This window comes from Streptomyces sp. NPDC015345, from assembly GCF_043078805.1.
Classification (GTDB): domain Bacteria; phylum Actinomycetota; class Actinomycetes; order Streptomycetales; family Streptomycetaceae; genus Streptomyces.
On the sequence record NZ_JBIBTX010000005.1, the window covers coordinates 132678 to 156236 of the forward strand.

The following is a 23559-nucleotide window of genomic DNA, read 5'->3' on the forward strand; positions in this document are numbered from 1 at the left end:
ACCCCCGTGAAAGTTCCGTTCGTTGCCTCTGTTGCCGAGGGCCTGATGGCCTCGGCAGTCATCGCCTCTGTCTTCATTCCGTCCGCAGCAGGCCCTCCGCGAGCCCGATCACCACCGGCAGCACTCCGACCGCGACGAACGCCGGCAGGAAGCACAGGCCCACGGGCGCCGTCATCAGCACCCCGGCCCTGCGCGCCTTGGCGGTTGCCGCCCGGCCCCGCGCGGCCCGGGCGTCCGCGGCGAGGCGGGCCACCGGTTCCGCGGCCGGCGCACCCGACTCACCGGCCCGCTCCAGCAGTCGGGCCAGCGGCGCGGCGCCCGGTATCGCCGCCAACTGACGCCAGGCCTGCGCTGGTTCACCACCCAGACGCACTTCCGCCGCCCCTCGCGCGAGCCGCTCCCCGACCGGGCCCCGCAACGACTCCCCGACGGCGCGGGCAGCCGAGACAGGGCTCGCCCCCGCGGTGACGCAAGCCGCCAACAGATCTGCCGCCAACGGCAGTTGCCGCGTCGCCTCCGCAGCATCAACGGCCCCGTCCGCTGCGCGAGGCGACGCCTGATTCCGCTGCCGACGCCATGCGCCGTAGCCGACAGCCGCTCCCGCCGCGAGCCCCCAGACCCCGCCCACCAGGGCGTAGGCCAGGCTCGCCGCGCCGACCACGACGGCCCAGCCGCGCACCTTGCCGTGCAGGCCCGGCCACTGATCCCGGCGGCGGACAGCCGGTCTCGCCACACCCAGCGCTTCCGCGGTCCGCCGCCGCAACGCCCTCTCGCGCCGAGCGGCCCACCCCGTCTGCGCCAGCCAGAGCACGGCCGTGAAACTCCACACGGCGACCCCCAGCCTGTGGACAGCACTCATCGCCCCTCCGCTCCTCGTACGATCCGCAGCGCCCACCACACCCCGGCGCCCTCCAGCACCCCGCCCGCCACCAGGCAGCCGAGGCCCGCTCCCGTGTGCAGCAGCACCCTCAGCGGCTCGGCCCCCAGCGCGCTGCCCATCAGCAGCCCCAGCACCGGCAGCCCCGCGAGCATTGCGGCGGTCGACCGCGCCCCGGCCAACTGGGCGTTCACGTCGGCCCGTTGGTCGCGCTCCACCCGCAGCGCGCCTTCCAGCCGTTCAAGTCCCGCCGCGAGCCCCGCGCCTCGGTCCACGGCCACCCGCCAGCAGGCCGCGAGCCCCAGCAACCCCTCCGCCCCCGGCTCCCGAGCCGCCTCCACCAAGGCCCCCGGCACATCCCCGCCGAACCGCGCCGCCGCCAGCACCGCACCGCGCCCCGCGCCGTCCCGCTCGCCAACGCCGCCCTTCCCCAAGCCGAACCCGCCGGCGCCGCCGCGCCCGAAGTCGAACCCGCCAGAGTTGCCCTCCTCGAAGTTGAGCCCACCGGAGCCGCCACCCCCAAGACCGAGCCCTCCAACACCCCCCTCCCCCAAAACCACCCGCAACGCCTCCCCCGGCTGCCGCCCCGCCCGCACCTCACCTGCCAGCGCCCCGCACAGCGCGATCACCGCGTCGCCGCGCCGATCCCGCTCCCGACGTGCTCCCCGGGCCCGGCGCACACGCGCCGCCACCGGCACTCCCGCCGCCCCCGCGACCACCGGCAGCAGCGACTCCCCAAGGATCGCCACCGCCACCCCGGCCACCAGGCACCACCACTCATGCCGCACCCGGCCGCGCCCGGCGGCGACAATCCGCCGCCAGGACCACCCGCCCGCCCCCTCCGGCGGCACCCCGACCCCCAGCACCGACCGAACCCGCCGAGCCATACCGCCCCGGCCACCCATCAGCCACGCCGCACTCCCCGCGCACACCACCGCCGCCCACGTCGACGTACTCACGCCGGATCACCCCGCTCCGCGCCCGTGAGGAGTGAGTCCAGCCGGTCCCACCCCGGGCCTTCGGCAAAGGCTTTCGTGCCCCACCGCAGCGCGGGCACGGTCGTCACCAGCCCCGACGTGGCCCGCTCCAGGACATGCACCTCGGCGATGCGGCGGCGGCCCGCCCGGTCGCGTACGAGGTGGACGACCACGGACAGCGCTGCCGCCAGTTGACTGTGCAGGGCTGCCCGGTCCAGCCCCGCAGCCGTCCCCAGGGCCTCCAGGCGGGCCGGCACGTCCCCCGCGGCGTTGGCATGCACCGTTCCGCAGCCGCCCTCGTGGCCGGTGTTGAGCGCGGCCAGCAGGTGCACCACCTCCGGGCCCCGCACCTCGCCGACGACCAGCCGGTCGGGCCGCATCCGCAAGGCCTGGCGCACGAGGTCGTCCAGGCCGACGAGACCGGCCCCCTCCTGGTTCGCCGGGCGGGATTCCAGGCGCACCACATGCGGATGCTCGGGCTTCAGCTCCGCGGAGTCCTCGGCCAGCACGATCCGCTCCTTGGGCCCGACCAGACCGAGCAGCGCGCTCAGCAAGGTCGTCTTGCCGCTGCCCGTGCCGCCGCTGATCAGGAAGGACAGGCGCGCGTCGAGCAGCGCCCGCAGCACGCGGTCACCGCCGGGCGGCACCGTGCCCGCCGCGACCAGTTCCGTGAGGGTGAAGGCCTTGGGCCGCACCACCCGCAGTGAGAGGCAGGTGCACCCCACGGCGACCGGGGGCAGCACTGCATGCAGCCGGGTGCCGTCCGGGAGGCGCGCGTCCACCCAGGGCCTCGCGTCGTCGAGGCGTCGCCCCGCCACGGCGGCGAGGCGTTGGGCGAGGCGGCGCACCGCCGCCGCGTCCCGGAACCTGACCGCCGTGAGCTCAAGGCCGCCGCCCCGATCCACCCACACCCGGTCGGGCGCGGAGACCAGTACGTCGGTCACGGAGGAGTCCGCGAGCAGCGGCTCCAGAGGTCCCGCGCCGACCAGTTCCGACCGCAACTGCGTGGCGGCACCCAGCACTTCCGTGTCCCCGAGGACCCGGCCCTGCGCCCGCAGCGCCTCGGCGACCCGCGCGGGGGTGGGCTCCGTGCCGTTCTCCGCGAGCCACTGGCGCACCCCGTCCAGCATCCGGGCCCCGACGACGGCGCTCATACGCCCCCTCCGGGGGCGTCGACCGGCATCCGGTCCCAGAAGGCGGTGCAGAACCGCGCCAGCGGGCCCCGCGCGGCCCCTCCGGGTGGCACGCCCGCCGTCTGCGCCGCCACCAGTTCCGCTTCCCAGGGCACCTCGCCGGCCAGCGGCAGGCCGAGCAGCCCTGCCACCTCCTCCGCTTCGAGTCCGCCGAGGCCTCGGGGGAACGCGGGGACCACCACCCGCAGGTCCCTCAGGACCAGTCCCGCCGCCGACGCCACCCGCCTTGACCCCGCCACCGCGCGCAGCTCGGGCGGCACCAGCAGGAGGCACAGGTCCAGCTGCTCCAGCGCCTCCGCGACCGTCTCGTCCACTCGGCGCGGCAGGTCCACGACGACCACGCCGCCGCGCCTGCGTGCCGCGGAGACGACCGCCCGCACCGCTTCCGGGGCGACCGCCACCGCGTCGCCCCTGTCCCAGCTCAGGACCCGCAGCGCGTGCAGCTCGGGCAGCGACTCCTCAAGCGCCTCCCCGCCGACCCTGCCCCGCGACGCGGCGAAGGCCGGCCAGCGCAGCCCCTCGGCCGTCTCGCCCCCGAGGAGGACGTCCAGGCCGCCGCCGAGCGGATCCGCGTCGACGAGCATCGTGCGCCGTCCGGCGCGGGCGGCCGTGACCGCGAGGGCGCAGGCGAGGGTGGAGGCCCCGGCCCCGCCGCGCCCTCCGATGACCCCGACGGTGAGCGCGGGCCGCCCCACGCCCTCGGCCACGTCGGCGATCCGGTCCACCAGCCACTGCTCGCCGTCGGGCAGGACCAGCACGTGATCGGCGCCGATCTCCACCGCCCGCCGCCAGACCCCGGAATCGTCCTGATCCCGCCCAACCAACACGACCCCACGCCGTCGCTTCGCCCCGCGCAGCCGGTCCGCCGCGTCGTCCCCGACCAGGACGAGCGGCGCCGCGTCCCAGGCCCCTGCGCGCTCGGGCCCACCGTGGTGCACCTCGGGCCGCGCCCCGGCCGCGGCGCACAGCCGCAGCAGGTCGTCGAGGAGTTCCACATCCTCCGTGACGATCAGCGGCCCGCCGCACCGCGCCTGTGACTGCCTCGACCCGCCCGGCGCGCCGTCCCGCGAACCGCCCCGTGCAATGACTCCACCCATGATCTCCGTCCCCCTCCACGCAAGCTCCTGTGAATGCCGCGCTCCGCATGGGCGAAGAACCGGCAAAGCAATCCGGCCATGAACTTCGCGAGCGGAACGGGCGGAATCAGCGTGCAGCGATCCGGGAAATCGTGTGGATCTTGGTCAATAACTGTGGACAAGGCGATGGCTGTGAATATCTCCGTCACCCAAACCGGTGACATGGCGTCGGCTTCAGGCCTGCTTCACGCCCACTTCTCACCGGCTCCGCGACGTCTTCCCGGCGGCTTCCCGGCGGCTTCCCGGCGGCTTCCCGGCGGCTTCCCGGCGGCTTCCCGGCGGCTTTCACAGCGCAGCCTTCCAACTACGTACAGTGACGATCCTTGGGCAGGCCTCGAAACCGCCGCGAGGGCGGATACAAGATCAAGAAGGCCGGAAGATGATCGACGGAGGGCTCAGAAACCCATCCGGACATGCGACGACCCCCGCCGGGGGGGAGAGCGGGGGTCGTCCCCACGGTCCGACTCGGGGGGGGAGGAGCCAGACCGGGTTAGCACGGTCGCGAACGATCCGTGACTTCCATGGTGTACCCGAGAGCCTTCTCAGGCAAACCCACGCGCCTCAGCTTACGCCGAATGGTGGGCGCCTATGCTCGGGCTCGTGGAAAACCACTCCTTGCCCCGCACCGCCGCCTTCTTTGACCTGGACAAGACGGTCATTGCGAAGTCGAGCACGCTCACCTTCAGCAAGTCGTTCTACCAAGGCGGCCTGATCAACCGCAGGGCCGTCCTGCGTACCGCGTACGCGCAGTTCGTCTTCCTCGCGGGCGGCGCCGACCATGACCAGATGGAGCGGATGCGCGAGTACCTCTCCGCCCTCTGCCGCGGCTGGAACGTGCGCCAGGTCCAGGAGATCGTCGCCGAGACCCTGCACGATCTGATCGACCCGATCATCTACGACGAAGCCGCCTCCCTCATCGAGGAGCACCACATCGCGGGCCGCGACGTCGTCATCGTCTCCACCTCGGGCGCCGAGGTCGTCGAGCCGATCGGGGAGCTCCTCGGCGCGGACCGGGTCGTGGCCACGCGCATGGTGGTCGGCGATGACGGCTGCTTCACCGGAGAGGTGGAGTACTACGCGTACGGTCCCACCAAAGCGGAGGCGATCAAGGAGCTGGCCCGCTCGGAGGGGTACGACCTCGACCGTTGCTACGCCTACAGCGACTCGGCGACAGACCTGCCGATGCTCCAGTCCGTCGGGCACCCCTTCGCCGTCAACCCCGACCGGGCGCTGCGCCGCGAGGCCCTCACGCGCGCGTGGCCGATCCTCGACTTCCACCGCCCCGTGCGGCTCAAGCAGCGCCTGCCCGCTCCGCCCCGACCGGCGCTCGTCGCGGCGGCCGCGGTGGGGGCGGCGGCGGCCACCGCGGGCCTGGTGTGGTTCGCCAGCCGCCGTCGCGCGGCGGCGATCTGACGACGGCCGGAATCCGCCGTGACACCCCAGGCGATCAGGGCGAACACCCATGCCCGGTTCGCACCTATTTGAAGGCAAAAGTAAAGAAGTCCGGCCAGGACTACCGCTTGCCCCAGGACTGGAGTACAAAGGAGTCAACGGCCCGCGAGACCAAGGACATCCGAGAGGATTACCTTAAAACGCAATCACGGCCCCACGGACCGAAGCATGAACACCAGGCACCCACGCGACGTCGACCCGTCGATTACGGGCCAGCCGCACCAGGTGACGGGCGAAGTTCCCGACCTGATGGGCAACCTTCGAGGACGCTTGGTAACCCGGTGAACATGCCAGCGGCGGTACGGATATCCGTACCGCCGCAACCCTTTTCGGGCCCCCTTGAGCCCGCTCCCCGCGGTCGCCCTACGCCGCTCCCCGCTGAAGGGCCTCGCAGACCGCCGTGGACTCCCTGACGCCGAGCTCAACCGCCCTGCCGCAGTGGGCGATCCAGGCGGCCATGCCGTCCGGCGTACCAGAGGCGTAGCCGTCGAGCGCCGCCACATAGGCCGCTCGGCCCAACTCCGCGTGGCCGGCCTCGGCGGGGCAGATCGACTTCGGGTCGAGGCCGCTGCCCACCAGGACGATGCGCTCGGCGGCCCGCGCGACCAGACCGTTGTGGGAGCCGAAGGGACGCAGGCTGAGCAGCTCCCCGTGGACCACGGCGGCCACCACCAGGGCAGGCGCCGAGCTGCCCGCGATGATCAGCCGCGACAGCCCCTCCAGGCGTCCCGCCACCTCGTCCGCGTCCGGCAGGGGAAGCTCGATCAGCGGCTCCTCGACGGGCCCCCCCGCGAGGCGCGGCCGCCCCGCGGCCTCGGCGGAGTCGGCCGCGGCGACCAGGTGCAGCCGCGCCAGGACCCGCAGCGGCGACTGCCGCCAGATGGACAGCAGTTGGCCCGCCTCGGCGGTCAGCCGCAGGGCCCCGCCGACGGTGCGCGCCTCGTCGTCGCCGCTGAAGTCGCTGCGTCGGCGCACTTCCTCAAGAGCCCATTCGGCCCCGGAGAGCGCGGCCGAACCGCGGGCGCCGCGCAGTGCCGCCTCGGAAGTGATCTCGTTGCTGCGGCGCCGCATGATCCGGTGTCCGTAGACCCGGTCCACGGCCTTGCGCACGGAGTCCACGGAGTCAGGCACGCCGGGCAGGGCCCCCAGGGCCGCGAGAGGATCGCCCCCGCCCGAGCCGGCTCGCGAGTTCGGGGGAGGGTCGGCTGTCGTACTCATGAGTACGAGCCTACGTACTACAGGGCTCACCCCCACGAAGGAGTGGTCTTCTTCACGCGAGCCGAGTACCCGGCGTTAAGTAGCCACTACGCTTCGTGGTTATGAAAATCGCTTTCGTGGGCAAGGGCGGCAGCGGCAAGACGACGCTGTCCTCGCTCTTCATCCGCCACCTCGCCGCCACCGGCGCCCCCGTCATCGCGGTGGACGCCGACATCAATCAGCATCTGGGCCCGGCGCTCGGCCTCGACGAGGCGGACGCCGCGCGGCTGCCCGCCCTGGGGGCGCACCTGCCCCTGATCAAGGACTATCTGCGCGGCTCCAACCCGCGGATCGCCTCCGCCGACACGATGATCAAGACGACGCCCCCCGGCGAGGGCTCGCGGCTGCTGCGGGTGCGCGAGGACAACCCCGTGTACGACGCGTGTGCCCGGCCGCTGGAACTCGACGGCGCCACCGTGCGTTTGATGGTCACCGGGCCGTTCACCGAAGCCGACCTCGGTGTCGCCTGCTACCACTCCAAGACCGGAGCGGTGGAGCTGTGCCTGAACCACCTGGTCGACGGCCGCGATGAGTACGCGGTCGTGGACATGACCGCCGGCTCGGACTCCTTCGCCTCCGGCATGTTCACCCGCTTCGACATGACGTTCCTGGTCGCCGAGCCGACGAGGAAGGGGGTCTCCGTCTATCGCCAGTACAGCGAGTACGCACGCGACTTCGGCGTCGACCTCAAGGTCGTGGGCAACAAGGTGCAGGGCCAGGACGACATCGACTTCCTGCGCGAGCAGGTCGGCGACGACCTCCTGGTGACCGTCGGACACTCCGACTGGGTGCGCGCCATGGAGAAGGGCCACCCGCCCCACTTCGCACGGCTGGAGGAGCTCAACCGCCGCTCCCTGCAGACACTTCAGGACGCCGTCGACGCCTCGTACGAGCGGCGGGACTGGGAGCGCTACACCCGCCAGATGGTCCACTTCCACCTGAAGAACGCGCAGAGCTGGGGCAACGAACGCACGGGGGCCGACCTGGCTGCCCAGGTCGACCCCGACTTCGTGCTCCGCGAGCAGCTGGTCACCCCCGCCTGAACAGGGCGGTGGGCGCTACGGCTTGACCGCCTCGGCGCCCGGGACGCCCTTCGGGGCCGGTGCGGGCTGGGCGGAGAGGAACGCCGCCCAGCCCTCCTTCGGTGCCTTGCCGACCCGCAGCTTGGTCAGCTTCGCCAGCACCTTCGGGTCCTGCGCGTCGAGCCAGTCCGCGAGCTGCCGGAAGGAGACGCAGCGCACCTGCGGTTTGGTGCATACCGTCTCGATCGTCTCCTCGATGGCGCGCATGTACGTGCCGCCGTTCCACGACTCGAAGTGGTTGCCGATGATCAGCGGAGCGCGGTTGCCCTTGTACGCGCGATTGAAGCCCTGGAGCAGCCCGTCACGCATCTGGTCACCCCAGTACTCGTGCTTTGCGGGGTCGCCCTGCGAGGTCGAACCGGACTGGTTGACCATGAAGTTGTAGTCCATGGTGAGCGTCTCGAAGTTGCGGCCGGGGACCGGAACGAGCTGCATCGACAGGTCCCAGAGGCCTTCCTTCTTCTTGGGCCAGACCTGGTCGTTCACGCCGCTGGTGTCGTAGCGGAAGCCCAGCTGCCGCGCCGCTCGCATGAAGTTCTTCTGCCCCTCCAGGCAGGGCGTTCTGGCCCCGATCAGCTCCTTGTCGTAGTCGAAGGGCAGGGGCTGCGCCTTCTTCATGCCCGTGTTCGTCTTCCAGGCCTTCACAAAGGACTTGGCCTGCTTGATCTCGCTCTTCCAGTCCGCGACGGACCACTCGCCGACCCCGCGGCCGGCGCCGCAGAAGTGGCCGTTGAAGTGGGTGCCGATCTCATTGCCCTCGAGCCAGGCGGCCCGGAGTTGCTCGACGGTGTTCCTGATCCCCTTGCGGTCGTTGAAGCCGATGTCCGAGCTGCCGACCAGGTGCTGCGGCGGCTTGTAGAGCGAGCGCTTCGACTCGGGGAGCATGTACACGCCGCTGAGGAAGTACGTCATCGTGGCGTTGTTCCGCTTGGCCACCTTGCGGAAGTGGGAGAACAGCCTCTGGCCGTCCTCGCCCGCGCCGTCCCAGGAGAAGACGACGAACTGGGGTGGCTTCTGGCCGGGCTTCAGGCGGGCCGGTCGCGGCAGGTTCGGCTGCTTGCCGGTGAAGGCCGTGGAGCCGTCCCCGATCAGACGGACCGGGCTCTTGGGCGCCTGGGCCCCGGACGCCTTCTTCGCGCCAGGGGCGCCTTCCTTCGTACCGGCGCCGGTGCCGGTGTCGCCCCCCGCGCAGCCGGCCAGTGCTGCCGCGCAGGCCACGAGGGCGGTGAGGCTCGCGGTGGTCCTCCGGGTGGCGGCCATCTTCCGCCCACCTCTTTCCGTGCAAGTCGGGACAGAACGGTCAGCAACTTCGCACGGGGGCCGGAATGGATTAGTACGACAAGCCGACAAAAGTTTTTATTCACTCATCAGAGTGGTCGATTGCCCCATTTGCACCATTAGTCCAGCCAAAGCCTTTACTCTGCATTACTGTTCGTTTACCGAGAGTTGAGGTATCCCGCCGCTGCAACGCCGTGACCCACGGCCGCGACCCGCCCTCCGGAGGCGTCCGGAGGACCCCCTGTTCCGCGACCGCGCCGCCCCGGAGGAGACGGGAAAAATGTCTGCCTGCGTCCCCACTCGCCCCACCGACCCGGCCCCCACGCCCGGCGCCCAGGAGCCCGAGGCCCCGCCGCGCCGCAAGAAGTTCCGCATCGCCGGCGCCGACGTCTCCGCGTCGATCGCCGTCTTCCTGATCGCCCTGCCCCTGTCCCTCGGCATCGCCCTCGCCACCGGAGCACCCCTCCAGGCGGGCCTCGTCGCCGCCGCCGTCGGCGGCATCGTCGCCGGGCGGTTCGGCGGATCACCGCTCCAGGTCAGCGGCCCCGCCGCAGGGCTCACGGTCGTCACGGCCGACCTCATCCAGCAGTACGGCTGGCGGACCACCTGCGCCATCACCGTCCTCGCGGGCCTCGCCCAACTCGGCCTCGGCTGCCTGCGCGTGGCCCGCACCGCGCTCGCCGTCAGCCCCGCCGTGGTGCACGGCATGCTGGCCGGCATCGGCGTCACCATCGCCATGGCCCAGCTGCACATCGTGCTCGGCGGCACCCCGCAGAGCGCCGTACTCGAAAACCTCCGCGCGCTGCCCGCCCAGCTGGCCGACCTGCATCCGGCCGCGCTGTCGATCAGCCTGCTCACCCTCGCCGTCCTGATGCTCTGGCCCCGGCTCCCCGGACGCGCCGGGCGCATGGCCCGTGCCGTGCCCGCCGCCCTGGTGTCGGTAGCCCTCGCGACGGGCGTGGCCTCGGCCGCCGGACTGCGGCTCGACCGGGTCGAGCTGCCCTCCTGGCGCAGCCACGCGCTGGTGGGGCTCCCCGAAGGGCCCGCGCTCGGGCTCGTCGCCGCCGTGCTCACCATCACGCTGGTGTGCAGCGTGCAGTCGCTGCTCGGCGCCGTGGCCGTCGACAAGCTCGTCTCCAAGCAGCCCGAGCTGCACGCGGGCGTGCGCCGCTCCGACCTCAACCGCGAACTGCTCGGCCAGGGCAGCGCCAACATCGTCTCGGGCGCCCTCGGCGGCCTGCCCGTCGCCGGGGTCGCGGTGCGCACCGTGGCCAATGTGCGCGCGGGCGCCGTCAGCCGGAACTCCACGATGCTGCACGGCGTTTGGGTAGTAGTGGCCGCGCTGCTCCTGGTGCCCGCCCTGGAGCTGATCCCCCTCGCGGCCCTCGCCGCACTCGTCATGGCCGTCGGCATCCAGATGGTCAGCCTCAACCACATCCGTACGATCACCCGCCACCGCGAGATCCTCGTCTACGCGGTGACCACCCTCGGCGTCGTCTTCCTCAACGTCCTCCAGGGCGTCGCCATCGGCATCGCCGTCGCCGTCGCCGTCGCCCTGCACCGCCTCGCCCGCACCCGGATCACCCACGAGGTCCGGGACGGCGTCCACCATGTGCGCGCCCGGGGCCAGTTGACGTTCCTCGCGGTGCCGCGGCTCAGCAGGACGCTGCATCTCGTGCCCCACGGCGAGGACGTCGTCGTGGAGCTTGACGGCTCCTTCATGGACCACGCGGCGTACGAGACGCTCCAGTGCTGGCAGGACGAGCACACCGCTCACGGCGCACGCGTCGAGATCACCGGCCGTGCCGGGACCCGCATCGCCGAGCCCGCCGGCGCCTCGCACTCCTGCTGCCGGCCGTGGACGCCCTGGCGCAACCACCACTGCGACCGGCCGCAGGAGAAGCAGGAGGCCGGCCGTCCCAGCAACCACCAACTGGCCAGCGGCATCAGCGCCTTCCAGCGGAACACCGCGCCGCATGTGCGGGAGGAGCTGGCCAGGCTGGCGCGTGAGGGGCAGCAGCCCGCGCAGCTTTTCCTGACGTGCGCGGACTCCCGGGTCGTCACGTCGATGATCACCTCCAGTGGCCCCGGCGACCTGTTCGTCGTACGCAACGTGGGCAATCTGGTGCCGCTGCCGGGTGCGGAGAGCGGGGACGACTCGGTGGGGGCCGCCATCGAGTACGCGGTCGATGTGCTCAAGGTGCGGTCCATCACCGTCTGCGGGCACTCCGGGTGCGGCGCGATGCAGGCGCTGCTCAATACCCCGCCCGGGGGCGCCCAGACGCCGCTGCGGCGGTGGCTGCGGCATGGCCTGCCGAGCCTGGAGCGCATGGGCGCGCAGGACAAGGCGTGGGCGCGGCTGTCGGGGCGGGCGCCCGCCGACGCGGTCGAGCAGCTCTGTCTCACCAATGTCGTCCAGCAGTTGGAGCACCTGAAGGCGCACGAGTCGGTGGCGCGTCGCCTTGCCGAGGGTGACCTCGAACTGCACGGTATGTACTTCCACGTCGGAGAGGCGCAGTCGTATCTGCTGACGGAGGGCAGCGACACCGAGCACCTTCCCGACGAGGTCTTCGACCAGGTGGTGCCCACAGCGCTGGTCGAGGGCCGGGGGTCCAAGACCCCACGGGCGACCGCCTGACAGGTAAAGGTCTAAACCAATTTTCGGCAGACCCTTGTCACCATGGGTTGCGTCTGATGAGCTGTGGCTTCGGACACAACGGTCGCCCCCGGCAAAGCAGCGCAAGGGAGATGTCGTGAGCAATGAAAGCCTGGCCAACCTCTTGAAGGAGGAGCGTCGCTTCGCGCCGCCCGCGGAGTTGGCGGCCGCCGCCAACGTCACCGCGGCGGCGTACGAACAGGCCAAGGCTGACCGGCTCGGCTTCTGGGCCGAGCAGGCCCGCCGGCTGACCTGGGCCACGGAACCGACCGAGACGCTCGACTGGTCGAACCCGCCGTTCGCCAAGTGGTTCGCCGACGGGAAGCTCAACGTCGCGTACAACTGCGTCGACCGCCACGTCGAGGCGGGCAACGGCGACCGCGTCGCGATCCACTTCGAGGGTGAGCCCGGCGACGGCCGGGCCATCACCTACGCCGAGCTCAAGGACGAGGTCAGCCGGGCGGCCAACGCCCTGACCGAGCTGGGCGTCCAGAAGGGCGACCGCGTCGCCGTCTATCTGCCGATGATCCCCGAGGCGGTCGTCGCGATGCTGGCCTGTGCCCGCATCGGCGCCACGCACTCGGTGGTCTTCGGCGGCTTCTCCGCGGACGCCATCGCCGCCCGCATCGAGGACGCCGACGCCAAGGTCGTCATCACGGCCGACGGCGGTTACCGCAGGGGCAAGCCCTCCGCGCTCAAGCCCGCCGTGGACGAGGCCGTCGGCCGCGTCGAGGGCGTGCGCCACGTCCTCGTGGTGCGCCGCACCGGCCAGGACGTGTCCTGGACCGAGGGTCGCGACGTGTGGTGGCACGAGATCACCCGGAAGCAGTCCGCCGAGCACACCCCCGAGGCGTTCGACGCCGAGCACCCGCTCTTCATCCTCTACACCTCGGGCACCACGGGTAAGCCGAAGGGCATCCTGCACACCTCCGGCGGCTATCTCACGCAGACGGCCTACACCCACCACGCCGTCTTCGACCTCAAGCCCTCGACCGACGTCTACTGGTGCACGGCCGACATCGGCTGGGTCACCGGCCACTCGTACATCACGTACGGCCCGCTGGCGAACGGCGCGACGCAGGTGATGTACGAGGGCACCCCCGACACCCCTCACCAGGGCCGCTTCTGGGAGATCGTCCAGAAGTACGGGGTCACGATCCTGTACACCGCCCCCACGGCGATCCGTACGTTCATGAAGTGGGGCGACGACATCCCCGCGAAGTTCGACCTCAGCAGCCTGCGGGTCCTCGGTTCGGTCGGCGAGCCGATCAACCCCGAGGCGTGGATGTGGTACCGGAAGAACATCGGCGGCGACAAGTGCCCCATCGTGGACACCTGGTGGCAGACCGAGACCGGCGCGATGATGATCTCGCCGCTGCCGGGCGTGACCGAGACGAAGCCGGGCAGCGCCCAGCGCGCGCTGCCGGGCATCAGCGCCACAGTCGTCGACGACGAGGCGAACGAAGTGCCGGACGGCGGCGGTGGCTACCTCGTCCTCACCGAGCCGTGGCCGTCGATGCTGCGCACCATCTGGGGCGACGACCAGCGGTTCCTCGACACGTACTGGTCGCGCTTCGAGGGCCGGTACTTCGCCGGTGACGGCGCGAAGAAGGACGAGGACGGCGACATCTGGCTGCTCGGCCGCGTGGACGACGTGATGCTCGTGTCCGGGCACAACATCTCCACCACCGAGGTCGAGTCCGCGCTCGTCTCGCACCCGTCGGTCGCCGAGGCGGCGGTCGTGGGCGCGGCGGACGAGACGACCGGCCAGGCCATCGTCGCGTTCGTCATCCTGCGCGGCACGGCGAACGCCGAGGACGAGGGCCTGGTGGCCGACCTGCGCAACCACGTGGGCACCACGCTCGGCCCGATCGCCAAGCCGAAGCGGGTCCTGCCGGTGGCGGAGCTGCCGAAGACGCGTTCGGGCAAGATCATGCGGCGCCTCCTGCGGGACGTGGCGGAGAACCGCGAGCTGGGTGACGTCACCACCCTCACGGACTCCTCCGTGATGGAGCTGATCCAGTCCAGGCTCCCGGCCGCGTCGAGCGAGGACTGAGGCCGCCCCCGGCTGACGTACGCGAGAAGGCACCCGGCAGCGCGCCGGGTGCCTTCTTTGTGCATAAAGTGAAGAACGCCGGATACGTCCAGGTGTGCGTTAGGTAAGCTAAGGATCACGTCAACATCGCGCCAAGAAGTCGTGATGAGATGTGCCGCGACATCGTGAAGAGAAGTACCCAGGTGCGCCGGGAAGTCTGGTCGGCAAGTGCTCAGCCCTGCCCACCGACCGGAGGTCGACTCACGTGACCGCGCCCGCCCCCCGCACCAACCGCAAGGTTCTCGGCCGCCTCTCGCTGCCCGAGCGGAATTTCGTCGCCAACGCCCTGCGTACCGAGACGGTCGGCGGAGTCCTGTTGCTCGTCGCCGCCGTCACCGCGCTGATCTGGGCGAACACGGCCGGGGGCTCCTACGAGTCGGTGCGCGGCTTCCACCTCGGGCCCTCTGCGCTCGGACTCGACCTCTCCATCCAGCACTGGGCGGCCGACGGCCTGCTCGCCGTCTTCTTCTTCGTGGCGGGCATCGAACTCAAGCGCGAGCTGGTCGCCGGTGACCTGCGCGATCCCAAGGCCGCCGCGCTGCCCGTCATCGCCGCGCTCTGCGGCATGGCGGCGCCCGCGCTCGTCTACGTCCTGACCAACGCCTTCGGCGGCGGCTCGATGGCGGGCTGGGCCGTGCCGACCGCCACCGACATCGCCTTCGCGCTCGCGGTGCTCGCCGTCATAGGCACGTCGTTGCCGTCCGCGCTGAGGGCCTTCCTGCTCACGCTCGCGGTCGTCGACGACCTCTTCGCGATCCTGATCATCGCCGTCTTCTTCACCAGCGACCTCGACTTCCCCGCGCTCGGTGGCGCCGTCCTCGGCCTGGCCGTCTTCTGGCTGCTGCTCAGGAAGCGGGTACGCGGCTGGTACATCTACGTGCCGCTGGCGCTCGCCATCTGGGGCCTGATGTACAACAGCGGCATCCACGCCACCATCGCGGGCGTCGCCATGGGCCTGATGCTGCGCTGCCACAAGGAGGACGAGAGCGAGCAGCACTCCCCCGGCGAGCACATCGAACATCTCGTACGCCCCCTCTCCGCGGGCCTGGCCGTGCCGCTGTTCGCCCTGTTCAGCGCCGGTGTCTCCGTCGCGGGCGGCGCGCTCGGCGACGTATTCACCCAGCCGGAGACGCTCGGCGTGGTCCTCGGCCTCGTGGTCGGCAAGGCGGTCGGCATCTTCGGCGGCACCTGGCTCGCGGCCCGCTTCACCAAGGCGGAGCTCAACGACGACCTGGCCTGGCCCGACGTGTTCGCGGTCGCGTCACTGGCCGGCATCGGCTTCACGGTGTCGCTGCTGATCGGCGAACTGGCGTTCACCGAGGACCCCCTGCTCACCGACGAGATCAAGGCCGCCGTGCTCACCGGGTCGCTCATCGCGGCCGTGCTCTCCGGAATCCTGCTGAAGGTACGGAACGCCAAGTACCGCAAGCTGTGGGAGGACGAGGAGCGCGACGAGGACCTCAGCGGCGTACCGGACATCTACGAGCTGGAGGACCCGGAGTACCACCGCCGAATGGCCGCCATCTACGAGAAGAAGGCCGCGGAACACCGCAGGCTTGCCGAAGTGTCGGGCGGGGAACGCGAGGATGGCAATGGTCCGGCATGATCTGAGCAGACATATCTCAGAAGTCTGAGCAGACATGACTCAGAAGAGACCAGAAGAGAAAAAGGGGAGAACGCGATGAGTTCACCCGACGGTCACGTCGGCGCCGAGCGCAGCCTCGGCCAGCTGGTCGCCACGGCGACCGGCGAGATGTCCGCGCTGGTGCACGACGAGATCGCGCTGGCCAAGGCCCAGCTGCGACAGGACGTCAAGCGCGGCGCGATCGGCGGTGGCGCGTTCGCCGCGGCCGGCACGGTCCTCATCTTCTCGCTGCCGATGCTGAGCTTCGCCCTCGCGTACGGCATCCGCACCTGGAGCGGCTGGAACCTCGCGGTCTGCTTCCTGCTGTCCTTCGCCGCCAATGTGCTGGTGGCCGGGGTGCTCGCGCTGATCGGCGTCGTCTTCGCCAAGAAGGCCAAGAAGGGCAAGGGCCCGCAGAAGGTCGCCGCTTCGGCCAAAGAGACGGCTGCCGTACTGGGAAACGTCAAACCGCATCCCCGTGCGGTGAGCCCGGCCGCCGCCCTGGACGTCCGAGTCGGTGAGACGGGGGCCACTGTGGCACGCTCGTCCTCATGACGGACCCCGCCCATCAGGACCACGCCCGCACCGGCGCCACCCAGTACGGCCCCACGCTCGGCGCCACCGCCCATTCGGCGCAACCGGCATCCGCCGTACGCATCGAAGGACCCTGGACCCACCGGGACGTGGCCGCCAACGGCGCGCGGTTCCACATCGCCGAAATGGGTGACGGGCCGCTGGTCCTGCTCCTGCACGGCTTCCCCCAGTTCTGGTGGGCGTGGCGGCACCAGATGGTGGCGCTCGCCGACGCGGGCTTCCGGGCCGTCGCGATGGACCTGCGGGGCGTGGGCGGCAGCGACCGCACCCCGCGCGGCTACGATCCGGCGAACCTCGCGCTCGACATCACCGGCGTCGTGCGCTCGCTCGGTGAGCCGGACGCCGCGCTCGTCGGGCACGACCTCGGCGGCTACCTCGCGTGGACGGCGGCCGTGATGCGCCCCAAGCTGGTGCGCCGCCTCGCGGTCTCCTCGATGCCGCATCCGCGCCGCTGGCGCTCGGCGATGCTCTCCGACAGGAAGCAGACCGCCGCGGGGTCCTATGTGTGGGGTTTCCAGCGGCCGTGGCTGCCGGAGCGTCAACTGGTCGCCGACGACGGCGCCCTGGTGGGGCGTCTGGTCCGGGACTGGTCGGGGCCCCGCCTGCCGGAGGACGAGGCGGTGGAGACGTATCAGCGCGCCATGTGCATCCCGTCGACGGCGCACTGCTCGATCGAGCCGTACCGCTGGATGGTGCGGTCGATGGCACGGCCCGACGGCATCCAGTTCAATCGCCGCATGAAGCGGCCGGTGCGGGTGCCGACACTGCATCTGCACGGTTCGCTCGATCCGGTGATGCGTACGAGGAGCGCGGCGGGGTCCGGTGAGTACGTCGAAGCGCCGTACCGCTGGCGGCTGTTCGACGGACTCGGACACTTCCCGCACGAGGAGGACCCGGCGGCGTTCTCCACGGAGCTGGTGAACTGGCTGAAGGACCCCGAGCCCGACCGCTGAGCCGGACCACACACGAACACATGTCCTACGAACGCCAATTGCCCGGCGCATAGGCCAATTGGGTTCCCTGCGCACGGTTACCGACCATGAGGCACGGGCACACGTCGGGGTATGGGCTGGACGCACGACTACAGTGACGTAGCACGCAATCGCCGCTCGGCCGCAGCGCTGAACAGCCAGAAGAGGGGCGGGGCACAGAATCCGGGCCGCCACGGCCCCCCTCAAGGCATGGGCATTCCCCGCATTCTCCGCCGCAGGGCCCGCTGGGTCTCCGCGCGGCTGCGGCATACGCGCGACTGACCCGGCCCACTGCCCACGGCTTCCCGGAAGACGCCTCCCTGGAAGCCGGCTCCCTAGGGCCTGTCTGACAATTCCCGCCTGCCTCGCGGGCGACGACGCGAATTGTCAGACAGGCCCTAGAGCGCGCAGCCCTGGCTGTCGACCTCTTGGCTGGCGGTGCGGCCGCGCTCGATGTCCCCGCGCACCTCGTCGACCGTCAGGGCGTAACCGGTGTCGGGGTCGTCGAGGGACTTGGCGAAGACCACGCCGTAGACCTTGCCGTCGGGCGTGAGCAGGGGGCCGCCGGAGTTGCCCTGGCGGACCGTCGCGTAGAGCGAGTAGACGTCGCGGCGCACGGTTCCCCGGTGGTAGATGTCGGGCCCCTTGGCCGAGATGCGGCCGCGCACGCGCGCGGGGCGGACGTCGTAGGGCCCGTCCTCGGGGAAGCCCGCGACGATGGCGCCGTCGCCGCCGGCCGCGTCCTTGGACGTGAACTGGAGCGGCGGCGCCTTCAGCGTGGGCACGTCCAGTACGGCGATGTCCCGCTCCCAGTCGTAGAGGACGACCTTCGCGTCGTACACCTGGCTCTGATCGCCTATCTGGACGGTCGGCTCGTCCACGCCGCCGACCACGTGCGCGTTCGTCATCACACGGCGGTCGGCGAAGACGAAGCCGGTGCCTTCGAGGACCTTGCCGCAGCTGCGGGCCTCACCGCGGACCTTCACGATGGAGCGCTTGGCGGTCGTGGCGACCTTGCTCTTGGCCAGCTTGGGGTCGGGGGGCTGGACCTCCGTGATCGGCTCGTTCGAGAACGGGCTGAAGACCTGCGGGAAGCCGTTCTGCGCGAGGACGGAGGAGAAGTCGTCGAACCACGTGTCGGCCTCGGCCGGCAGGGCGCGCGAGACGCCGAGGAGCACCTTGGAGTTGCGCACCTCCTTGCCGACCGTGGGCATCGTCGTCCTGGCGAGGAGGGAGCCGATCATCCAGGCGACCAGGAGCATCGCCACCACGTTCACCAGCGCGCCGCCCGTCGCGTCCAGGGCGCGGGCGGGCTGCCAGGTGATGTGTCTGCGCAGCTTGTTGCCGAGGTGGGTGGTGAAGGCCTGGCCGATCGAGGCGCAGACGATCACGATGACGACGGCGACCACCGCGGCGGTCGTACTCACCTGTGCCGCGTCGTCGTCCGTCAGGGCGTCCCAGATGACCGGCAGCAGGTAGACGGCGACGAGACCGCCGCCGAGGAACCCGATCACCGAGAGGATGCCGACCACAAAGCCCTGGCGGTAGCCCACGATCGCGAACCACACCGCGGCGAGCAGCAGCAGGACGTCCAGCACGTTCACCGATTCAATCCTCGCCTCGCATCGCGGTCGCCACTTCGCTGCAACCTTGTCATGCGCGCCAGTCGAGCGGGACCTGCTTACTGCGGTCCCAGGGGCGCTCCCAGCCCGCGAAGTGCAGAATCCTATCGATCACGCCCGCGGTGAAACCCCAGACCAGAGCGGACTCGACGAGGAACGCGGGCCCGCGGTGACCGCTCGGATGGATCGCCGTCACGCGGTTCGCCGGGTCCGTGAGATCTGCCACGGGCACCGTGAAGACGCGGGCGGTCTCGTTCGGATCGACGACACCGACCGGGCTCGGTTCGCGCCACCAGCCGAGCACGGGCGTCACGACGAAATCGCTCACGGGAATGAACAGGCGCGGCAGTACGGCGAAGAGCTGGACGCCCCCGGGGTCGAGGCCCGTCTCCTCCTCGGCCTCGCGCAGGGCGGCGTGGAGGGGGCCGTCGGTGCGCGGGTCGCCGTCCTCGGGGTCGAGGGAGCCGCCGGGGAAGGAGGGCTGCCCGGCATGGGAGCGGAGGGAGCCGGCGCGCTCCATCAGGAGCAGCTCGGGGCCACGCTCGCCCTCTCCGAAGAGGACGAGGACGGCGGACTGGCGGCCTGCGCCGCTCTCCGGAGGCAGGAAGCGGCTCAGCTGGAGCGGCTGGATGGTCCGGGCGGCGCGGGCGACGGGGGTCAGCCAGGAGGGCAGGGAGTCGGTGCTGAGGAGGTGGCTGGTGCCATCGTCGCCGCTGCCGCTGCCATTGCCGTTGCCCTTGCCCGCAGCCTTGAACCCGCTGTCGTCGTCCGTGGCGTTCGTCGTCTCGCTCGCGTGCGTCATCGGCACCCCCGTCCGTCTCTCGTCAACGCTCTTCGCCCCTGGGTTCGTTCCGTCCCGCCGCGCATTCACCCCGCCGTCAGCGGCGGCGCGGGCTTTCCGGGGTAGTCCGCCGGGGGCTTGAGCCGCTGGCCGGGGAATCCGCCCATCTCGTACTTCAGGAGCTTCTTCGCCTTCTCCGGGTCGGTCTCGCCCTCTCCGTACGACGGACAGAGCGGGGCGATCGGGCAGGCGCCGCAGGCGGGCTTGCGGGAGTGGCAGATACGGCGGCCGTGGAAGATGACGCGGTGCGAGAGCATCGTCCACTCGCTCTTCGGGAAGAGCGAGGCCACGGCGGCCTCGACCTTCTCCGGGTCCGTCTCCTCGGTCCACTTCCAGCGGCGTACGAGCCGGCCGAAGTGGGTGTCCACAGTGAGGCCGGGGACGCCGAACGCATTGCCCAAGACGACGAACGCGGTCTTGCGGCCCACGCCGGGCAGCTTGACCAGGTCGTCGAGGCGCCCCGGCACCTCGCCCCCGAAGTCGTCCCGCAGGGCCTTCGCCAGGCCCATGATCGACTTCGTCTTGGCGCGGAAGAACCCGGTGGGCCTGATCAGCTCCTCGACCTCCTCGGGGACGGCCGCGGCCAGGTCCTCCGGGGTCGGGTACTTGGCGAACAGACGCGGCGTCGTCTGGTTCACCCTCAGGTCGGTGGTCTGCGCGGAGAGCACCGTGGCGACCAGCAGCTCGAAGGGGTTCTCGAAGTCCAGCTCGGGGTGGGCGTACGAATACACCTCGGCGAGTTCGCGGTTGATCCGCCGGGCGCGGCGGACGAGCGCGGTGCGGGACTCGGGCGCGGCCTTCTTGGCGGGAGCTTGGGCGGCCTTCTTCGCGGGCGCTTCGGCGGCCTTCTTGGCGGAGGCGGCCGCGGCCGGCGTCTTCTTCGTCACTGGGGGTGCCTTCTTCGGGGAGGTCGGTCGCCGCGCGGGGGCCGGTCGCTTCTCGGGGGGCCGTGGGGACGGTTCTCTCATCGCCCCTACCCCCATCGTCGACGACCGTGCGCTCTCCGCCGACGGCGATGTGTCCTTCGAACGCACCACACCCGCCCGAATTGTCGGATTGTCCGACCCTCCGGACCACTGTTCGCCCACAGCGGAATCGCGGGGTGCGGCCACCTTCTCGGCCCCCTCGGCCTGTGTTCTCACCGGCTTTTTGGACACCCGGCCAGCCTAGAGCCCCCCACTGACATCCGACCCTGACCCCGGAGATCGGCCCCCAATTGGCCCCCTCCCCCACAGCACGCCGCGCAGGTGCGGCAGACTTGTGACTGATCACACTGTTTGGACCGTCCGGCAAAATGGGGAACACGGTCCCCTGATGCAGGTCGACAAGGAGAGAACTCGTGGACGACGTTCTGCGGCGCGCCCCGCTCTTCGCGGCGCTCGATGACGAGCAGGCCGCGGAGCTCCGCGCCTCCATGAGTGAGGTGACGCTCGCGCGCGGGGATGCGCTTTTCCATGAGGGCGACCCCGGAGACCGCCTGTACGTGGTCACCGAGGGCAAGGTGAAGCTCCACCGCACCTCGCCCGACGGCCGGGAGAACATGCTCGCGGTGCTCGGCCCCGGTGAGCTGATCGGTGAGCTGTCGCTCTTCGACCCCGGCCCGCGGACGGCCACGGCCTCCGCCCTCACCGAGGTGAAGCTGCTCGGCCTCGGCCACGGCGACCTCCAGCCCTGGCTGAACGCCCGGCCCGAGGTGGCCGCCGCGCTGCTGCGCGCCGTCGCCCGGCGCCTTCGCAAGACCAACGACCAGATGTCCGACCTGGTCTTCTCCGACGTGCCGGGCCGCGTGGCCCGCGCGCTGCTCGACCTGTCGCGCCGCTTCGGCGTGCAGTCCGAGGAGGGCATCCACGTCGTGCACGACCTCACGCAGGAAGAGCTCGCCCAGCTGGTCGGCGCCTCCCGCGAGACGGTCAACAAGGCCCTGGCGGACTTCGCGGGCCGCGGCTGGCTGCGTCTGGAGGCGCGCGCGGTGATCCTGCTGGACGTCGAGCGCCTCGCCAAGCGGTCGCGCTGACGCCGTCTCCGTACGCCGACGGGCCCCGCCTCTTCGGAGGCGGGGCCCGTCGCGTTCCCGCCCGGCCGCGGGACCGGGCACCGCTGCCCGCGCCCCGGTCAGATCGGGCTGGTCAGGTCGGGCTGGTCAGATCAGGCCGTGCTCGCGCAGGTAGTCCAGCTGCGCCCTGACCGACAGTTCCGCGGCCGGCCACAAGGAGCGGTCCACGTCCGCGTACACATGCGCGACGACGTCCGCGGCCTCCGTATGACCGTTCTCCACGGCCGTCTCGACCTGGGCCAGGCGGTTGGCCCGGTGGGCCAGGTAGAACTCGACGGCCCCCTGGGCGTCTTCCAGGACCGGCCCATGGCCCGGCAGGACCGTGTGGACGCCGTCGTCGACCGCCAGCGACCGCAGGCGGCGCAGGGAGTCCAGATAGTCGCCCAGGCGGCCGTCAGGGTGCGCCACCATCGTCGTACCGCGACCGAGGATGGTGTCACCCGTCAGGACGGCCCGGTCGGCCGGGAGATGGAAGCAGAGCGAGTCCGCGGTGTGGCCGGGGGTGGCCACCACGCGCATCTCAAGGCCGCCCGTGGTGATCACGTCGCCGGCCGCGAGGCCCTCCTCGCCCAGCCGCAGGGCGGGGTCGAGGGCGCGTACGTGAGTGCGGGTCAGCTCGGCGAAGCGGGCGGCGCCCTCCGCGTGGTCGGGGTGGCCGTGGGTCAGCAGGGTCAGGGCCACGCGCTTGCCCGCCTTCGCGGCCGTCTCGATGACGCGGCTCAGATGGGCGTCGTCGAGCGGACCCGGGTCGACGACCACCGCGAGGGGCGAGTCCGGCTCCGAGACGATCCAGGTGTTGGTGCCGTCCAGCGTCATGGCGGAGGGGTTGGGCGCCAGGACGTTGACCGCGCGGGCGGTCGCGGGACCGCTGAGGACTCCGCCACGGGGCTGTCCCGGGAGGGCGGCGGCTTCTGTCATGCGGGGGTGACTCCCGTCGGGGTCGGGGTGTGCGTGGGATGCGTACGGGCGCGGTCCGGGGTCACCTCGCGCCGTCCGGGGCGATCCGCTTGGTGAATTCGCCGTGGCCCGGCCAGGAAAGGACCAGCTCGCCGCCCTCCAGCCGCGCCTGGGCGAGCACCGGAGCCATGTCCTGGGCCCCGGCCGCGCCGAGCGCCTCGGAAGGCGCCCCGTACGCGCTCAGCGCCCGCAGCGTCGCGATGGTCGGCGGCATCATCAGCAGCTCGCCCTCGTCGTAGCGGGCGGCGGCCTCCGCCGGGCGGATCCACACGGTCCGGTCCGCCTCCGTGGAGGCGTTGCGCGTGCGCTGCCCCGCCGGAAGCGCCGCCACGAAGAAGAACGTGTCGTAGCGCTTGGGTTCGAACTCCGGGGTGATCCAGCGCGCCCAGGCCGCGAGCAGGTCGCTGCGCAGGAACAGCCCTCTGCGGCCCAGGAAGTCCGCGAAGGAGACGTCACGGGACACCAGTGCCTCGCGGTCCGCCTCCCAGTCCTCGCCCGTGGTGTCGCCGACGACGGTCTCCGGAGTGGGCCCGGCGAGCAGCACGCCCGCCTCCTCGTACGTCTCGCGGACCGCGGCGCAGACGATCGCCTGGGCCGCGGCCTCGTCGTCGACGCCCAGCCTGGCGGCCCACCACGCGCGCGTGGGCCCCGCCCAGCGCACCAGGTGGTCGTCGTCGCGCGGGTCGACGCCGCCGCCCGGATACGCGTACGCGCCTCCGGCGAAGGCCATGGAGGCGCGTCTGCGCAGCATGTGAACTTCCGGGCCGCTGCCACCGTCCCTGAGCAGCATGACGGTGGCGGCGCGGCGCGGGGTCGCCGGAGTCAGCTCGCCGCTCGCGAGGGCGCGGATGCGGTCGGGCCACTCCGGGGGGTACCACTGCCCATTTGCCATGG

At 71.5% G+C, this 23559-nt stretch carries 20 protein-coding genes; 9 read left to right on the forward strand and 11 right to left on the reverse strand.

Annotated features, from left to right (window positions below; genetic code table 11):
- Nucleotides 1–73: 73 nt before the first annotated feature.
- The 4 genes from ACF062_RS21865 to ssd form a co-directional block, all read right to left on the reverse strand.
- Nucleotides 74–859: a type II secretion system F family protein gene (locus ACF062_RS21865; protein WP_392140447.1), complete on the reverse strand. Its 786-nt coding sequence runs from the start codon at nt 857–859 to the stop codon at nt 74–76.
- Nucleotides 856–1764: a type II secretion system F family protein gene (locus ACF062_RS21870; RefSeq protein WP_392141189.1), complete on the reverse strand. Its 909-nt coding sequence runs from the start codon at nt 1762–1764 to the stop codon at nt 856–858. Before ACF062_RS21870 ends, ACF062_RS21865 begins: the two co-directional genes overlap by 4 nt.
- 68 nt (nt 1765–1832) lie before the next feature.
- A complete protein-coding gene (locus ACF062_RS21875; protein ID WP_392140449.1) occupies nt 1833–3008 on the reverse strand; it encodes a TadA family conjugal transfer-associated ATPase in 1176 nt (391 codons plus the stop codon).
- The gene (ssd, locus tag ACF062_RS21880; RefSeq protein ID WP_392140451.1) at nt 3005–4144 is read right to left on the reverse strand and encodes a septum site-determining protein Ssd; all 1140 of its coding nucleotides are present in this window, start codon (nt 4142–4144) and stop codon (nt 3005–3007) included. Before ssd ends, ACF062_RS21875 begins: the two co-directional genes overlap by 4 nt.
- A gap of 627 nt (nt 4145–4771) precedes the next feature.
- Here ssd and ACF062_RS21885 point away from each other — a divergent pair.
- Entirely contained in the window at nt 4772–5596 is an 825-nt protein-coding gene (locus ACF062_RS21885) for an HAD family hydrolase (RefSeq protein ID WP_392140453.1), read from the forward strand.
- 402 nt (nt 5597–5998) lie between these two features.
- Here the strand turns inward: ACF062_RS21885 and ACF062_RS21890 are convergent, their stop codons facing one another.
- Nucleotides 5999–6853 (reverse strand): oxidoreductase, encoded by an 855-nt coding sequence (locus ACF062_RS21890; protein WP_392140455.1) that lies wholly within the window; start codon nt 6851–6853, stop codon nt 5999–6001.
- Between the two features lie 101 nt (nt 6854–6954).
- Between ACF062_RS21890 and ACF062_RS21895 the strand changes: the two genes are divergently transcribed.
- Complete coding sequence (locus ACF062_RS21895) at nt 6955–7935, forward strand: ATP-binding protein (RefSeq protein ID WP_392140457.1); 981 nt, start codon at nt 6955–6957, stop codon at nt 7933–7935.
- A gap of 15 nt (nt 7936–7950) precedes the next feature.
- Here ACF062_RS21895 and ACF062_RS21900 read toward each other — a convergent pair whose 3' ends face one another.
- A complete protein-coding gene (locus ACF062_RS21900; RefSeq protein WP_392140459.1) occupies nt 7951–9234 on the reverse strand; it encodes a hypothetical protein in 1284 nt (427 codons plus the stop codon).
- Between the two features lie 298 nt (nt 9235–9532).
- Here ACF062_RS21900 and ACF062_RS21905 point away from each other — a divergent pair, with 298 nt between their 5' ends.
- From ACF062_RS21905 to ACF062_RS21930, 6 genes are all read left to right on the forward strand, one after another.
- A complete protein-coding gene (locus ACF062_RS21905; protein ID WP_392140461.1) occupies nt 9533–11890 on the forward strand; it encodes a bifunctional SulP family inorganic anion transporter/carbonic anhydrase in 2358 nt (785 codons plus the stop codon).
- 115 nt (nt 11891–12005) lie between these two features.
- Nucleotides 12006–13964 (forward strand): acetate--CoA ligase, encoded by a 1959-nt coding sequence (gene acs, locus ACF062_RS21910; protein WP_392140463.1) that lies wholly within the window; start codon nt 12006–12008, stop codon nt 13962–13964.
- Nucleotides 13965–14208: 244 nt separating this feature from the next.
- Nucleotides 14209–15609 carry a Na+/H+ antiporter NhaA gene (nhaA, locus tag ACF062_RS21915; protein WP_392140465.1) on the forward strand — a complete coding sequence of 467 codons (1401 nt, stop codon included), beginning with the start codon at nt 14209–14211 and terminating at the stop codon, nt 15607–15609.
- Between the two features lie 75 nt (nt 15610–15684).
- Nucleotides 15685–16182: a phage holin family protein gene (locus ACF062_RS21920; RefSeq protein ID WP_392140466.1), complete on the forward strand. Its 498-nt coding sequence runs from the start codon at nt 15685–15687 to the stop codon at nt 16180–16182.
- A complete protein-coding gene (locus ACF062_RS21925) occupies nt 16179–17174 on the forward strand; it encodes an alpha/beta fold hydrolase (protein WP_392140467.1) in 996 nt (331 codons plus the stop codon). Before ACF062_RS21920 ends, ACF062_RS21925 begins: the two co-directional genes overlap by 4 nt.
- 111 nt (nt 17175–17285) lie before the next feature.
- On the forward strand, nt 17286–17474 hold the full coding sequence (locus tag ACF062_RS21930) for a hypothetical protein (protein ID WP_223775915.1): 189 nt from the start codon (nt 17286–17288) through the stop codon (nt 17472–17474).
- 116 nt (nt 17475–17590) lie between these two features.
- Here the strand turns inward: ACF062_RS21930 and ACF062_RS21935 are convergent, their stop codons facing one another.
- From ACF062_RS21935 to nth, 3 genes are all read right to left on the reverse strand, one after another.
- Nucleotides 17591–18796: a MarP family serine protease gene (locus ACF062_RS21935; RefSeq protein ID WP_392140468.1), complete on the reverse strand. Its 1206-nt coding sequence runs from the start codon at nt 18794–18796 to the stop codon at nt 17591–17593.
- A gap of 49 nt (nt 18797–18845) precedes the next feature.
- Nucleotides 18846–19616: an NUDIX hydrolase gene (locus tag ACF062_RS21940; protein ID WP_392140469.1), complete on the reverse strand. Its 771-nt coding sequence runs from the start codon at nt 19614–19616 to the stop codon at nt 18846–18848.
- A gap of 65 nt (nt 19617–19681) precedes the next feature.
- Entirely contained in the window at nt 19682–20623 is a 942-nt protein-coding gene (gene nth, locus ACF062_RS21945; protein WP_392140470.1) for an endonuclease III, read from the reverse strand.
- 371 nt (nt 20624–20994) lie between these two features.
- Between nth and ACF062_RS21950 the strand changes: the two genes are divergently transcribed.
- Nucleotides 20995–21669 carry a Crp/Fnr family transcriptional regulator gene (locus ACF062_RS21950; protein ID WP_016642758.1) on the forward strand — a complete coding sequence of 225 codons (675 nt, stop codon included), beginning with the start codon at nt 20995–20997 and terminating at the stop codon, nt 21667–21669.
- A 126-nt stretch (nt 21670–21795) separates the two neighbouring features.
- On the opposite strand, the gene ACF062_RS21955 is transcribed toward ACF062_RS21950, so the two are convergent.
- Together ACF062_RS21955 and ACF062_RS21960 are read right to left on the reverse strand one after the other, a co-directional pair.
- The gene (locus ACF062_RS21955; RefSeq protein ID WP_392140472.1) at nt 21796–22626 is read right to left on the reverse strand and encodes an MBL fold metallo-hydrolase; all 831 of its coding nucleotides are present in this window, start codon (nt 22624–22626) and stop codon (nt 21796–21798) included.
- A 61-nt stretch (nt 22627–22687) separates the two neighbouring features.
- The gene (locus tag ACF062_RS21960) at nt 22688–23557 is read right to left on the reverse strand and encodes an NUDIX hydrolase (protein WP_392140474.1); all 870 of its coding nucleotides are present in this window, start codon (nt 23555–23557) and stop codon (nt 22688–22690) included.
- Nucleotides 23558–23559: the final 2 nt, after the last annotated feature.

Excerpts from the sequence above, each read along its gene's own strand:
- ACF062_RS21920 (WP_392140466.1), top strand. The coding sequence starts at position 15,685 with ATGAGTTCACCCGACGGTCACGTCGGCGCCGAGCGCAGCCTCGGCCAG.
- nth (WP_392140470.1), bottom strand. The coding sequence starts at position 20,623 with ATGAGAGAACCGTCCCCACGGCCCCCCGAGAAGCGACCGGCCCCCGCG.
- ACF062_RS21870 (WP_392141189.1), bottom strand. The coding sequence starts at position 1,764 with ATGGCTCGGCGGGTTCGGTCGGTGCTGGGGGTCGGGGTGCCGCCGGAG.
- ACF062_RS21905 (WP_392140461.1), top strand. The coding sequence starts at position 9,533 with ATGTCTGCCTGCGTCCCCACTCGCCCCACCGACCCGGCCCCCACGCCC.
- ssd (WP_392140451.1), bottom strand. The coding sequence starts at position 4,144 with ATGGGTGGAGTCATTGCACGGGGCGGTTCGCGGGACGGCGCGCCGGGC.
- ACF062_RS21930 (WP_223775915.1), top strand. The coding sequence starts at position 17,286 with ATGGGCTGGACGCACGACTACAGTGACGTAGCACGCAATCGCCGCTCG.
- ACF062_RS21875 (WP_392140449.1), bottom strand. The coding sequence starts at position 3,008 with ATGAGCGCCGTCGTCGGGGCCCGGATGCTGGACGGGGTGCGCCAGTGG.
- ACF062_RS21865 (WP_392140447.1), bottom strand. The coding sequence starts at position 859 with ATGAGTGCTGTCCACAGGCTGGGGGTCGCCGTGTGGAGTTTCACGGCC.
- ACF062_RS21940 (WP_392140469.1), bottom strand. The coding sequence starts at position 19,616 with ATGACGCACGCGAGCGAGACGACGAACGCCACGGACGACGACAGCGGG.
- ACF062_RS21925 (WP_392140467.1), top strand. The coding sequence starts at position 16,179 with ATGACGGACCCCGCCCATCAGGACCACGCCCGCACCGGCGCCACCCAG.
- ACF062_RS21960 (WP_392140474.1), bottom strand. The coding sequence starts at position 23,557 with ATGGCAAATGGGCAGTGGTACCCCCCGGAGTGGCCCGACCGCATCCGC.
- ACF062_RS21895 (WP_392140457.1), top strand. The coding sequence starts at position 6,955 with ATGAAAATCGCTTTCGTGGGCAAGGGCGGCAGCGGCAAGACGACGCTG.
- ACF062_RS21900 (WP_392140459.1), bottom strand. The coding sequence starts at position 9,234 with ATGGCCGCCACCCGGAGGACCACCGCGAGCCTCACCGCCCTCGTGGCC.
- ACF062_RS21955 (WP_392140472.1), bottom strand. The coding sequence starts at position 22,626 with ATGACAGAAGCCGCCGCCCTCCCGGGACAGCCCCGTGGCGGAGTCCTC.
- ACF062_RS21890 (WP_392140455.1), bottom strand. The coding sequence starts at position 6,853 with ATGAGTACGACAGCCGACCCTCCCCCGAACTCGCGAGCCGGCTCGGGC.
- ACF062_RS21885 (WP_392140453.1), top strand. The coding sequence starts at position 4,772 with ATGCTCGGGCTCGTGGAAAACCACTCCTTGCCCCGCACCGCCGCCTTC.